General features: G+C 38.1%; 12 protein-coding genes. 10 read left to right on the forward strand and 2 right to left on the reverse strand.

The features are described 5' to 3' along the window. Positions 1-328: 328 nt before the first annotated feature. The 7 genes from ftsE (at position 329) to IHV11_RS00245 (ending at position 7,614) form a co-directional block, all read left to right on the forward strand. A complete protein-coding gene (gene ftsE, locus IHV11_RS00215) occupies positions 329-1,015 on the forward strand; it encodes a cell division ATP-binding protein FtsE (protein ID WP_137791963.1) in 687 nt (228 codons plus the stop codon). Next, the gene (gene ftsX / locus IHV11_RS00220; protein WP_197129030.1) at positions 1,005-1,898 is read left to right on the forward strand and encodes a permease-like cell division protein FtsX; all 894 of its coding nucleotides are present in this window, start codon (positions 1,005-1,007) and stop codon (positions 1,896-1,898) included. Before ftsE ends, ftsX begins: the two co-directional genes overlap by 11 nt. 68 nt (positions 1,899-1,966) lie before the next feature. Continuing rightward, entirely contained in the window at positions 1,967-3,184 is a 1,218-nt protein-coding gene (locus tag IHV11_RS00225; RefSeq protein ID WP_197193373.1) for a murein hydrolase activator EnvC family protein, read from the forward strand. Between the two features lie 134 nt (positions 3,185-3,318). Next, positions 3,319-4,779, forward strand: a complete 1,461-nt coding sequence (locus tag IHV11_RS00230; protein WP_066397900.1) for a S41 family peptidase — start codon at positions 3,319-3,321, stop codon at positions 4,777-4,779. 493 nt (positions 4,780-5,272) lie between these two features. Beyond that, positions 5,273-5,452, forward strand: coding sequence for a DUF4083 family protein (locus IHV11_RS00235; RefSeq protein WP_153237408.1), 180 nt, complete (start codon positions 5,273-5,275; stop codon positions 5,450-5,452). Next, positions 5,449-6,648: a PDZ domain-containing protein gene (locus IHV11_RS00240; RefSeq protein ID WP_197193374.1), complete on the forward strand. Its 1,200-nt coding sequence runs from the start codon at positions 5,449-5,451 to the stop codon at positions 6,646-6,648. The genes IHV11_RS00235 and IHV11_RS00240 overlap by 4 nt, the downstream gene beginning before the upstream one ends. A gap of 297 nt (positions 6,649-6,945) precedes the next feature. Beyond that, entirely contained in the window at positions 6,946-7,614 is a 669-nt protein-coding gene (locus tag IHV11_RS00245) for a DNA alkylation repair protein (protein ID WP_197193375.1), read from the forward strand. Positions 7,615-7,753: 139 nt separating this feature from the next. Here the strand turns inward: IHV11_RS00245 and IHV11_RS00250 are convergent, their stop codons facing one another. Next, a complete protein-coding gene (locus IHV11_RS00250; protein ID WP_197193376.1) occupies positions 7,754-9,025 on the reverse strand; it encodes an FtsW/RodA/SpoVE family cell cycle protein in 1,272 nt (423 codons plus the stop codon). Continuing rightward, positions 9,016-9,360, reverse strand: coding sequence for a PadR family transcriptional regulator (locus tag IHV11_RS00255; protein WP_197189825.1), 345 nt, complete (start codon positions 9,358-9,360; stop codon positions 9,016-9,018). The genes IHV11_RS00250 and IHV11_RS00255 overlap by 10 nt, the downstream gene beginning before the upstream one ends. A 349-nt stretch (positions 9,361-9,709) precedes the next feature. On the opposite strand from IHV11_RS00255, the gene IHV11_RS00260 reads away from it, so the two are divergent. From IHV11_RS00260 to IHV11_RS00270, 3 genes are all read left to right on the forward strand, one after another. Continuing rightward, positions 9,710-10,117, forward strand: a complete 408-nt coding sequence (locus tag IHV11_RS00260) for a hypothetical protein (RefSeq protein ID WP_197193377.1) — start codon at positions 9,710-9,712, stop codon at positions 10,115-10,117. A 69-nt stretch (positions 10,118-10,186) separates the two neighbouring features. Next, positions 10,187-10,420: a hypothetical protein gene (locus IHV11_RS00265; protein ID WP_197193378.1), complete on the forward strand. Its 234-nt coding sequence runs from the start codon at positions 10,187-10,189 to the stop codon at positions 10,418-10,420. Positions 10,421-10,714: 294 nt separating this feature from the next. Next, on the forward strand, positions 10,715-12,253 hold the full coding sequence (locus IHV11_RS00270; protein ID WP_231620162.1) for a class A beta-lactamase-related serine hydrolase: 1,539 nt from the start codon (positions 10,715-10,717) through the stop codon (positions 12,251-12,253). Positions 12,254-12,833: the final 580 nt, after the last annotated feature.

A 12,833-nucleotide genomic window follows, 5' to 3' on the forward strand; every position in this document is an offset into this window, starting at 1 on the left:
ACCAGGTCAAAAGACCCGAAATCCCACGGCAATGGTCGGTTTTATCGCACCTGTGTCGAAAAGTCTCCCTGCAGGTTTTTATGAGATATGAAGGATTTCAGCGAATTGTGTCGTATTTTAAGTACTACGGAATCTCGAAAACATGACCATGGTCCCTTGTCTGAGGGAAGATGAAACACAACTGTAATAAAATTGTCAGTGCAAGATGTTATAATAGTTATTGCGGAAAAAAACTGACATATATCGCGTATTTGTCGAAAGACCTTTATATAGAACTTGTTGATTGATCAGGGAAATATTTTTTGGGGTAGTAAGGAAGTGATTTTGCTTGATAGAAATGGTTGATGTATGGAAAACATACCCGAACGGTGTTATGGCACTTAACGGGATTGACGTCTACATAGAAAAAGGTGAATTTGTTTATGTAGTCGGACCAAGTGGAGCAGGTAAATCCACGTTTATAAAATGTATGTATCGTGAAGAGAAACCCACACAAGGTTCAATTATCATTAATGGAACAAACCTTGCAAAAGTAAAAGAAAGACAGATTCCTAAAGTACGAAGAAAGATTGGGGTTATCTTCCAAGACTTTAAACTGTTGCCGCGTTTAACGGTATACGAAAACGTAGCTTTTGCACTTGAAGTTATTGAAGAGTCGCCAAAAGTGATCAGAGAACGTGTTATGGAAGTTCTTGATCTTGTAAAACTAAAAAACAAAGCGCGCATGTTCCCAGACGAGCTATCAGGTGGAGAGCAGCAGCGTGTATCTATCGCACGTTCGATCGTGAACCATCCTCCAGTTGTTATCGCGGATGAGCCGACAGGTAACCTTGATCCAGAAACAGCGTGGGAGATCATGGAGATTTTCAAAGAGATCAACGCTCGTGGAACGACAGTTGTTATGGCAACTCATAATAAAGAAATCGTAAATACGATCACAAAGCGCGTAATTGCCATAGAAGGCGGCCGAATTGTACGTGATGAGGCGAAGGGGGATTACGGCTATGAAGATTAGAACATTAAAGCGTCATTTCGTTGAAGCATTCAAGAGCATGGGAAGAAACGGCTGGATGTCCTTTGCTTCCATCTCTGCGGTAACGGTAACATTGCTATTAGTAAGTGTGTTCTTAGCAATTCTCTTGAACATTAACTTTATTGCAAGTCAGATCGAAGACGATGTACAGATCAGAGCGTATATCGAACGAACGGAAAAGCCGGAAAGATACGATGCTTACAAACAAGAGCTTGAAAAGCTTGGTAAGGTAAAAACGGTAGAGTATCAATCTAAAGAAGAAGGTCTTGATGAACTGATTGAAAGTCTAGGAGATGAAGGAGAAGCTTTCTCATCTCTTAAGAATGAAAATCCATTGCGAGATGCGTTCATCATCTACACTGAAAAGCCGCAAGATACGGCTGCTGTAGCAAAAGAAGTTGAGAAATTTAAATTTGTAAACAAAGTTGAGTACGGACAAGGGACCGTCGAGAAACTCTTTAAAGTGACTGATGTTGCCCGCAACGTTGGGATCGTCCTCGTATTAGGACTTGTATTCACAGCGATGTTCCTTATCTCAAATACTATAAAATTAACGATTGTAACACGACGACGCGAGATTGAAATTATGAAACTCGTTGGTGCGACGAATGGATTTATCCGCTGGCCGTTCTTCATTGAAGGTTTTGCATTAGGTGTAGCGGGTGCTATACTACCAATCGTTGTCATCTCAGTTGGTTATCAAGCAATTTTTGATATCGTTAATCAAAAATTAGGAACAGTGTTCATTGAGCTATTGCCAGTAACACCACTTATCCCGCAGCTAGCGCTGTTGATGATTCTGATCGGTGGAGTGATCGGCGTTTGGGGAAGCTTAACGTCTGTTCGTAAGTTCTTGAAGATTTAGTAAAGATAGCAGAAATAAAGAGATCCAAGAAAAACGAAACAATTAATTGGGGTTAGGGAGGAAAACGAATGAAAAGGAAAGTGGTTGGTACAGTGCTTTCATTAAGTTTAGCACTGGGCGCCTTTACTATGTATCACTCTGAATCCGTCGTTCACGCGGAATCTTTATCAAGCATCAAGAAAAAACAACAAGAAAATGCAAAGAAAGCGGAGGCTGCAAAATCAAAGCTGGACAAGAACAAAAGCAGCCAAGCAGCGATTGAAGCAGAAGTAGCAAGAATCGATAAGCTTTCTTCTGAAACAGATCTTAAAGTACAAGCCAAACAAACAGATATTAAAGAAACAAAAGAAGAGATCGACGTGTTAAAAGGTGAGATCGCTGTTGTTCAAAAGCGAATCGATAAGCGCGATGCTCTACTAAAAGAACGAGTTAACTCTATGTATGAATCTGGCGGAGCTGTTTCTTACTTAGAAGTTGTTCTTGGTTCAAAAGATTTTGGTGATTTTCTTGACCGTGTTCTTGCATTGAACATGATCGCAGAACAAGATCGTCAGCTTTTAGAAGAACAAAAGAAAGATAAAGAGCTTCTAGAGAAAAAAATGGCAGCTGTTGAGAAAAAACTAGTTAACCTACAAAACGCAATGAAAGAGTTACAAGTATTGCAAAAGCAATTAAAAGCTCAAATGGATGAAAAAACTCGTCTTATGGCTTCTCTTAAGAAAGAAGAAGACTCATTGCATGCTGAAGCACACAAGATTGAAAACGAAGGTGCACTTCTAAAATCTCAAGAAGATGCGTTCCGTGCTGAACAAGCTCGTGCAGCTGCACGTGAAAAAGCTGCTCGTGAATCATCGTCTTCAGGTGGATCAGCTCCTTCAATGGGACCTGTTTCAGGTAACGGCATGATCATCAAACCTGCTGCTGGAAGAATTTCTTCTGGATTTGGTAACAGAAGCAGCGGTATGCATGAAGGAATCGACATCGCTCAAGGTGGAACCGTTCCGATCTATGCAGCTGCAGATGGAACAGTTATCCGTTCTGAGTATTCATCATCATATGGAAACGTTGTATATATCTCTCACTCGATCGGTGGGCAGCAATGGACAACGGTCTACGCTCACATGAGCAGCCGCGCTGTATCAGGCGGATCTGTTTCAAAAGGGCAGTTCCTAGGTAACATGGGGAACACTGGACATTCATTTGGTCAGCATTTACACTTTGAGCTTCACAAAGGACCTTGGAATGCAGGAAAAACAAATGCTGTAAATCCTGCGGCTTACTGGTAAAATAAACACATAAAGTAAACAAGCTATTCATATAGTGAAGTAGGAGACAGGCTGTTGCCTAAAGACTCTTACAATGGAAGGCATCGCACTTTGCAGGGTGTGATGCCTTTTCCTGCAAAAACGAGGTGAGCAGAATGAACGTAAATAAAAAAATGTTGGCCCTGCTGATTGTTCTTTCCTTGCTTGTTGGTGCCGGTGGCATGTATGGTTCGATGGCACTGTTTGGAAACGATTCGAAGTATGTTCAGAACGGTGAAGTAAACGATCTTCCGAAGACCGCAACGAAAGTCGACAACGATGAAGAATTTGCGAAGCTTCAGAAGACGTATGAGATCATCTCTTCTCGTTATGTAGAAGATGTTGATCGTGACAAACTCCTTGAAGGTGCCATTCAAGGAATGGTCAAAACGTTAAAAGATCCATATTCGGTTTATATGGATGAAGAAACAGCAAGTCAGTTTTCACAGTCACTCGATTCTTCTTTTGAAGGAATTGGGGCAGAAGTGAGCATGGTAGACGGTAAAGTTACAATCGTCGCACCGTTCAAAGATTCACCTGCTGAAAAAGCAGGACTCAAGCCAAACGATCAAATCATTACGATCGACGGTAAAAGCGTTGAAGGACTCGATCTCTATAAAGCCGTATTAAAAATCCGCGGTGAAAAAGGATCTGTCGTAACACTTGGTGTAAAACGTACAGGCGTTAACGATGTAATGCCAGTCAAAGTTACACGGGATGAGATTCCGATCGAGACGGTTTACTCTGATATTGAAGAAGTAAAAGGTAAGAAAATCGGTGTACTTGAAATCACCTCTTTCTCGGAAAAAACGGGAGCTGATTTCAAGAAACAGCTAACAGAGCTCGAAAAAGAAAAGATTGATGGTCTAGTTATTGACGTTCGTGGTAATCCAGGAGGCTATCTAGAAGCGGTTGACAGCATTCTTCGTCAGATCATTCCTGAGAAAAAGCCATTCGTTCAGATTGAAGACCGTAAAGGAAACAAAGAACGTTATGTTTCTACGTTAAAAGAAAAGAAAGATTATCCGATCATCGGTTTGATCGACAAAGGTAGTGCGTCAGCATCTGAAATTTTAGCTGCTGCTCTAAAAGAAGCAGGAAACTATGACTTAGTTGGTGAGAAGTCATTCGGTAAAGGTACTGTTCAGCAATCGATCGATCTTGGTGATGGATCGAACATCAAGCTGACACTGTTTAAGTGGCTGACACCGGATGGAAACTGGATTCACAAAAAAGGGGTAAAGCCTACTTTTGAAGTGAAGCAGCCAGATTACTTCTACACAAACCCAATTACGGTTGAGAAAAAGGCGTTAGAGTTTGATATGAACAACGAGCAAGTGAAGAACGCTCAAGTTATGTTGAACGGTTTAGGGTTCCAGACGGGTAGAGAAGATGGATACTTTGATGAAAAAACGCAAGCTGCGGTAACTGCGTTCCAGCGTGCGAACAACTTGCCAGCAACAGGGAAAGTAGATACGAAGACAGCTGGTAAGATGGAGTCAAAAGTGATCGATTCAATCCGTGATGACAAGAACGATGTTCAGCGTAAAACGGCGATTGAATTGCTTGCAAAATAAGGGATTATGGCAGGAAAAAACAACTGAAACACGAATACTATCCGTAGAGGAAATTATTCTCTACGGTTTTTTTTGTAAGCATGTTTAGATAGAGTAAATTACATATGGGAGAGGTTGATTTCCGCTCCAGGTTGCTCGCTTTCCGCGGGGCAGGCGGTGAGCCACATTCGTACGTTTCACGTATAAGTGTCTCACCTGTCAAGTTGCAGTGGCTAGCTCCTCGAGGTCAAAAGTTAAATGGCTCAGAAGGCAAAGTGCGCCTTCAAATCCATTCAACTTTTGCTAGTCGGAGCTGAACGAGCCACTTCCACTCTTCGGACTGCCGGCCTGTCCCGCAGGAGTCTCGCACCTTGCGCTCCAATCAACTATTCATAGAAGTATTAACGAAAAATAAGTAAAATCCTTGAGTAATTTCTATGGTGGGTATTAAATAAAACAAAATCAATGGATCTAAAAGATAAAATCCTTTGTCATGCTTAAAGGGGTAGACAATATGCAGTCATTGAATGTTGGAGATGTTCTTTATCAGCTGGTAATGTTTTTAATTCTGATTGCCATCATCGTTGGAGTTGGTTTATTAGTGAAGCGAGCTGTGAGTACGGATAGAAGATTGAAACGTATTGAAGAAAAAGTGGATGAATTAAAAGATGAGAAAGGAAGAGACCGCACATGACAGACACCTTTGTGAAAGAATTACTTCAGGGCATGCTGCTGCTTTTTTTACACCCGCTTTTTTATGGTTTTATTCTTGTTGCTTTCTTAATTGGATTAAAACGTGTGAAACGAGAGAGAAAAGAATTTAAAGTGCGCGTGCATCCCGTTATTGATAATTTAATATTTTCATTGCTGCCAGGCATTTTGATCGGACTCATCGGTTCAGTAATCTTTGTGGCAGCTGGTATCACATTGCCGCTTGGAATGATTGCTTTAATCGGTGTCGTATATGTGGCTTTAGGCTTAACGTTTAAAACAAGGTTTATGAACCCTGCATACGCTGTGAGTTTAGCTGGAGTTGTCGGTCTGTTGCTTCCTAAATTCCAGCTAGGAATCTCTTTTTTAGATCGTTGGATCGTAGATGTTCAAAAAACGCCGCTTGATTCATTAGCGGTCATTATTGGTGTTCTTTTGATTCAAGAAGGGATACTGGTCATCTGGAAAGGTGCAGATCGCACTTCTCCCCGGCTGTTCAAAGGAAAACGAGGACATTACATCGGTGCACATGAAGCTACGAGATTTTGGATTGTTCCTCAGTTTTTAGTTTTACCTGTAGGCTCAATTCCTGTTTTAGATTGGTGGCCGTTGTTTCCGATGGGTGCGGTAGGATTCTCATTCTTCCTCGTCCCGTTTGCCATTGGGTATCGCCAGCTGGTTACACATACACTGCCGGAAGAAGCGATTAAACATCTAGGCAGACAAGTTTTGATTTTAGGATTTATCGTAACAGGCATTGCAGCAGTAGGTCATTTTTATAATTTGCCGCTCCTAATTGCTATAGCAATCGCAGCCGGTCTTGCAGGACGAGAGCTCATTACACTCGTAACGAGCCAACGTGATGATACGAGACCATCACACTTTGTACCAAGAGATCAAGGAGTTATGATCCTTTCAGTCGTACCAGGAACACCTGCTGCAAAGATGGGATTAAAGATTGGCGAAGTCATTGTGAAAGTAAATGGAGTCACACTTTCACAAGAATCAAGTTTATACCGAGCGCTTCAAATCAATGCGGCATATTGCAAACTTGAAGTTCTTAATCTGAACGGTGAAATTCGATTCGTTCAAGGATCACTCTACCAAAACGAACACCACCAGCTAGGTGTACTGCTCGTCCATGATGTAGTGGATCGGAATGTTGCTGTTGGGGATTGATGTAATTTTTCATAATTAACTGGAATCTGTTCAAAATTCGCCGGAATGATTATTCATAATTTGTCGGAATCGAATAAATTTTATTTAAAAGGCTCATTCAATACGAGTCTTTTTTTGTTATTCAACAATAGGGCCAGATTGTTGAAGATGTAGTTTAACACTAGTAGTAGGGAACCGTAGCATAAATAACGGCAAAATGATTCACTCCGTTTACATTGTTAGGATAAGGTTGTATGTTATTGATATATCCCGCCAATAACATATATGAAACAGTGCCCTAATAAGGAGTTGTGTCAAATGAATAAAAATAAAAGCACAGAAATAAAACGCTCTTCGAAAGCAGAAAACATTCTATCTCAGATCAATAGTAAAACTAAGCTAGGTGACTTACGAAAAATCGCGAAGGACATTAAAAAAGATCATGAACTAGCTATGGAACTTTGGTCAACCGGAGATTTTGTACCAAGACTATTGGCAATCTTAATTCTGGACAAAAAACTTCTTTCACAAGAAGTACTTAATGAGCTTGATAAGGATATGCAGACTCACACATTTGATGAGCGAAATAACTTAATGGATTGGTTAATGGCTAATCAGCTGACTAAAAACAAAAAGAACATTGCATTGATGGAGTCATGGGAAAATAGTCCTTCTGCTCTTCAAAGGCGAGCTTTCTGGTATTTTCAAGCGCGATTGAGATGGACTGGACAAACATCGCCAGATAACACCGCAGACTTACTATCTGAAATAGAAGCTAATATTACGAAGGAAGAACCGGAAGTTCAATGGGCTATGAATTTCACTGCATGTTGGATAGGCGTTTACGATGAAAAGTATCGAGAACGTTGTATTAAAATTGGTGAGAAAACGGGTCTTTACAAAGATGAAATGGTATCAAAAGGATGTACTCCCAATTATTTGCCGAAGTTCATTACAATTGAGGTTAATAAACGAATTGAGAATTAATTACCAATGAACCCAATTTATCATTCGCACTTTTCTATCATCAATAAAGTAGACCATTAACAAATCTCAGACTGGAAATAGTCTGAGATTTTAGTAATGGATTCTTTGCAGCACTGGTGGTCAATAACGGGGGTAGCTTTTAAGTGCTTTGAGGACCGTGAGTCAAACAAACTGTCTCCTTGGTTTTTCGTCTTCTATATACGCTGAGAATCAGTCCTGCGGATATCATCTCCAGCAATAAATGTGAACCTCCATAACTCATGAATGGGACGGATACGCCAGTCAGTGGAGATAAACCGAGATTCGTCAGTAGGCTTAGTATAAACTGAGCTGAAAAGACTGCTGCCAATCCTGTAATAAGTAATTTTCCATAAGGGTGATTCACATTTTTAGCGGTAATTAATATTCTGCAAATAAAAAATATAACCAAGGCTAAGGCCATGATTGCGGCTAGCCACCCGAACGAATAGATGATGTACGCCAATATAAGATCAGTATGGACCTCAGAAATGAAACTTGGGGTCACCTGAAGGGTACTTCCTATAAAATAAGCCTCACCTATTTTATGATCGGTATAGGGGCTTACCATCGAATATCTCTGAGAAAGAGCCAGCAGATTCCAGATAGGCCATATAGAAGCAGCAACTGCGAATGTTATCGTTTGCTTCAGGCTGGACCTTGACGTATGCATGATTGCAACAGAGACAATGATGCTAATAGTAGTAGCTGCAAAGGCTCCTGTAGTCGACAATATGAAAATAGGTATTAACATAAGAGCTACTCCAAACCAAGACTTTTGTTTATCATGCCAGTCCCAGGAATGAAAGATTCCTGAAATGGCAATGACCAAAAGGAATGGTGTGATTTCGGTGAAATTAATACTGGCGAAGCCTACATTTAAAAATGGAACATCATTGACTCTAACACCAATGAGAACGGTTAATAAAAGTATGAGGATTGTTGCAGCATATAGGTGCTTAGAATACTTCAGCAATCTTCTGTAATCAAACATAAATAGGCTTAGCATGAGCACGACACCCAACAGGTAAAAGACAAGACTTTTATTGAAAACTTTCATTTCTTGAAGCTCTGTAAAAGCCGAATGAAATTGCAAATAATACATAATTAGCAGCCCAAATAGAGAAGCCGTCAGCACGGACAGCAAGGTTTTCATATCCATAGGGGCTTTATGTGTTTTGTTAAGCTGCTTCCCCAAAACTCCTGCATCTCCCATACGTGCCAATGCTTGTTCGATCGCCTCTTCTTCTGAAAGTCCTGTGCTCATAGCCTCCTCTTTGAGCGTATGAAGGTGATCGTAGATTTCCAATTTTATATGGGCGTGAACATCCTTATTTTTTATCCGTTTAAACAAATCTCTAATATACATTTCAAACTTATCTTCTAATCCCATACGATTTTCTCCCCACTTAAAACTTCGTCAACAGCATTCTTGAAAACGGACCATTCTTCTTTTTTCTCCTGAATAAATTCTTTGCCCTGATCATTAATCTTGTAATATTTCCTCTTTCTCTTTCCAGTCCCTTCGCCCCAGTAAGATACAATTAGTTCTTTCTCCTCAAGGGTGTGAAGGATGGGATAGATCGTGCCTTCCTTTAAACTAAAAATCCCATTAGACTTTGATTCCAGTTCTTTGATAATTTCATAGCCGTACATTGGTTTAGAATTAAGCAAACTCAAAATAAGAGTAGTAGTACTACCCTTAAGCAATTCTTTGCTTATCTTCATAAACAGTTCACCTCCATATACATAGCATATCTATGCATAGTTATTATATGTATAATTTATGATATAAATTAATTCCTGTCAATATGTCTATAAAGAAAAACGGCATGTTTTATATAACAAAGATTCATTTTCATAAGTTGCTCTTAATAGTTGAATGTGGTCTTGGTCTCAGTAAAGAAAGGGATAACAGACAATAAGAATTCCTATCAGATTTATTGATTATTCAACAAAAGGTCAACCAGAAATTCTGGATAACATTATATTACGATCGGGTGCATTTCTTTAAGAAGGAGAAGTGCTCTTTTTTAGTGAATTAAATTTTAGTATTATGCAAAAGAGGTGATTTCAAATGAGTTTAGCAAGTTACATTGGTTGTAATGTACAGCTACAGGTGAATGATAGTGAATCAGAAGAGTTGATATATATTGGTGCTTGTTTTGCTGGAGATGAAGAATTAGACAGTGTTAGAAAATATCAGTTCTCTACGCCCTTTGTTTATGAGGTATCGAGTCACTGGGGAATTGAAATCACAGAGTATATAAATGAGGATACACTTAATGAGTCGAAACAAAAGTTATTAGAACTATGTAAAATTATGGACAAGTACCTTCAAAAAGGGGATTATTTTGAGTTATATAGTTGTTGGGTAGGGGAAGAACGTGATAAACGAGTAGGTAAAGTAATACTTCCGATTTACGGATTTAATATTCAACAGCTTGTTTTACCAGAAAAAACTTTAGTTCGATTTGAAAAATAATCTGCTGGAATAATCGTCTGTATCTGTTATTCCACAAACGGGTGCTTTTCTTTAGAAAGGAAGCAGGAAATGGATCTAGAAGAATTAAAAAAGTATCTTAAAATTGGACATGATATTGAATTCAAATTCGATAATGAAGAATATTCTATTACTCCTACAGCGACTGGGATTTGTTTGACTAAATTTTATAATCTAGATCATCAAGAATACGAAAACCTTGATGAATTCATTAACAAAGCTAAAATAAACAATTACAAATTGAAAGATATCATCGATCAAATTAACGGGATATTTATTTATTAATTGTTAATAGAAGGTATCTAGTATTCTGCAACAAACGGGTGCGTTTCTTCAGGAGTGTATTTCCAAAAGAGATTCTCTTTTTACATATAAATAACGTTTAATAGTACTGTTAATCAAAATGATATTAACAGTGCTCTTTTTTTGAAATTTATAAGGTATAACAAATAACACTATAAAACTAATTTTTGGATAATTGAAATGAAATTAGTATTATATAACTGGGTTTAACTGTAAAATATAGATTGATCTATGCTTCTATTATTCATGCGAAATTGCCATCAAGGAGAAAAAGTTATGAAACAATTAGTAAGAATAATTAGCTTTTTGGTTCCATTGATTCTAGGATTGAATGGTCTAGCTGCTCATTTAGTAATCGCTGAATCAAGTGGAAAAATGGAGAAAATCCAAGAGCTGGTTGAACAGCAAAGACATATTAGTAAAATTCCAGGTATATCACTAGTTATCGTTGAAAAGGGTGAAACAGTTTATCAAAGGGGTTTCGGCTACAAAAACGTGAAAGAGAAAACACCTGTTACGTCCAGCACATTATTTGAGATTGGATCAACTACTAAGGCATTTACCGGTTTGGCCATTCTTCGTTTGGAGAAGGAAGGGAAGTTAAAACGTTCTGATAGTGTTCAAAAGTATATTCCATGGCTGAAGCTTACATATCAGGGAGAACCTCAAACCATTACGCTGAATCAGTTACTCTATCATTCAAGCGGAATCGCATCAAATTCTATAGCGCAAATTCCTGAAAGTAATGCTTCAAACGCACTTGAATTGAACGTAAAGACATTATTGAATCAGGAACTGAATCGAAAGCCAGGAAGCACGTTTGAATATGCAACAATAAATTACGATGTTCTAGGACTTGTAATTGAAAATGTAACGAAACAACCCTATGATTTTTACATAAAAAATCAGGTATTAAAACCTATTGGGATGAAAGATTCCTTCGTTGGTCTCCACCAACTTCAGCCATCTATGGTCGCACAAGGCTATAAGATAGGATTTTTGAGAGAGCAGAAATACACACCACCTATTTATCGCGGGAACATACCCGCTGGCTATATTATCAGCAACACTACTGACATTGCGAAATGGATGAATTTACAGTTAGGATCTGATTCGAATAAAGCGTTTAATAAGCAACTGATTAAAGAATCGCACCATCCTGATCAATCGGGGGCTGCTTTTAATAAGAATTCTTACTATGCTAGCGGATGGGAAGTTGTAAAAAAGGAAGCAAAACAATATATTCAGCATGAAGGGCAAAACCCAACATATTCATCGTTTATCATTATGCAGCCAGATAAAGAATTAGGTGTAGCAATCCTTTCTAATATGAATTCAAGTTTTACGACATCGATCGGCCAAAGTGTTATGGATATATGGGAAGGTAAAAGTGTTTCAACCAAACAAACTGACAGTTATCAAAAACTGGACAAAATAGCGACAGTTCTTCTTAGTATACTCACTGTCCTTGGTGTTATTTTTATCCTATTATTACTACGAACAATAAGACAGATAATTAGAAAACAAAGAGAAAGAAGAGCATTAAAAGGTAAAAGGATTTTAATGTTATCCATACATACGTTGCTATTCGTTGCAATTTTGATTTTAGTAATCTTATTTCCAAAAATCTTATTAGGATTTACCTGGACATTCATACAGGTATGGGGACCAGTTTCTATTACAGTATTATTTTATGGTTTTATAGCGACAAGCATTATTTGCTATGTATATGTGGTATTGGTCATTCTTACCAAAAAACAAACGACATTAATAAGGGAAAGCTTTGGCAATGATAATCTCAATTCTAACGGTTAGTACTTTAATGTAGCATTTATTACGCTTTTCCCGATTAAAAGATTATTTAACAAACGAAGCAGGATTGCGGATGATACTATTTAATGAAAAGAGTGTTCTGAATGGGCATGGAATGGTTAACATCTTTTATCGCTGGAACAGCTTTTATACTAGTATTTTATGAAATGGAAAAAAGAAAGAAGTTGGAGAAAAGACTCCGAGAACTAGAGAAGAAAAAAAGATGATATTGAAAAAGAGACTACATTAAGCAATACGAGTTTGTAACTCTTTACTCTACAATCTGGTAAGTTGATTTTGAGAAAAATGAACGCTTTTTTTGAAAGTATTGAATAAATTCGGCAGGATTGCTTCGCAAAATATTAATTAATTAGGGAGCTATTATGGTTAAACCAGAAGTGAAATTATTAAAAATAAATGATATTAAAGAAATAAAAGATGAGACATATAGAGAGTACTTATATTCCTTAGAAGAGAAGTATATTTATTATCTGTACATATTGGTGAACACATTGTGGGAGTATGTAACATTAAAAAAGTAGATAAAAGAAGTTATGAAATAGTTGATTATATTGGTTCTGAA

This window comes from Fictibacillus sp. 26RED30 (assembly GCF_015903845.1).
Classification (GTDB): Bacteria; Bacillota; Bacilli; order Bacillales; family Fictibacillaceae; genus Fictibacillus; species Fictibacillus phosphorivorans.

Coding starts and splice junctions, on each gene's coding strand:
- ftsX (WP_197129030.1), top strand. CDS start 1,005: ATGAAGATTAGAACATTAAAGCGTCATTTCGTTGAAGCATTCAAGAGC.
- IHV11_RS00225 (WP_197193373.1), top strand. CDS start 1,967: ATGAAAAGGAAAGTGGTTGGTACAGTGCTTTCATTAAGTTTAGCACTG.
- IHV11_RS00230 (WP_066397900.1), top strand. CDS start 3,319: ATGAACGTAAATAAAAAAATGTTGGCCCTGCTGATTGTTCTTTCCTTG.
- IHV11_RS00235 (WP_153237408.1), top strand. CDS start 5,273: ATGCAGTCATTGAATGTTGGAGATGTTCTTTATCAGCTGGTAATGTTT.
- IHV11_RS00240 (WP_197193374.1), top strand. CDS start 5,449: ATGACAGACACCTTTGTGAAAGAATTACTTCAGGGCATGCTGCTGCTT.
- IHV11_RS00245 (WP_197193375.1), top strand. CDS start 6,946: ATGAATAAAAATAAAAGCACAGAAATAAAACGCTCTTCGAAAGCAGAA.
- IHV11_RS00250 (WP_197193376.1), bottom strand. CDS start 9,025: ATGGGATTAGAAGATAAGTTTGAAATGTATATTAGAGATTTGTTTAAA.
- IHV11_RS00255 (WP_197189825.1), bottom strand. CDS start 9,360: ATGAAGATAAGCAAAGAATTGCTTAAGGGTAGTACTACTACTCTTATT.
- IHV11_RS00260 (WP_197193377.1), top strand. CDS start 9,710: ATGAGTTTAGCAAGTTACATTGGTTGTAATGTACAGCTACAGGTGAAT.
- IHV11_RS00265 (WP_197193378.1), top strand. CDS start 10,187: ATGGATCTAGAAGAATTAAAAAAGTATCTTAAAATTGGACATGATATT.
- IHV11_RS00270 (WP_231620162.1), top strand. CDS start 10,715: ATGAAACAATTAGTAAGAATAATTAGCTTTTTGGTTCCATTGATTCTA.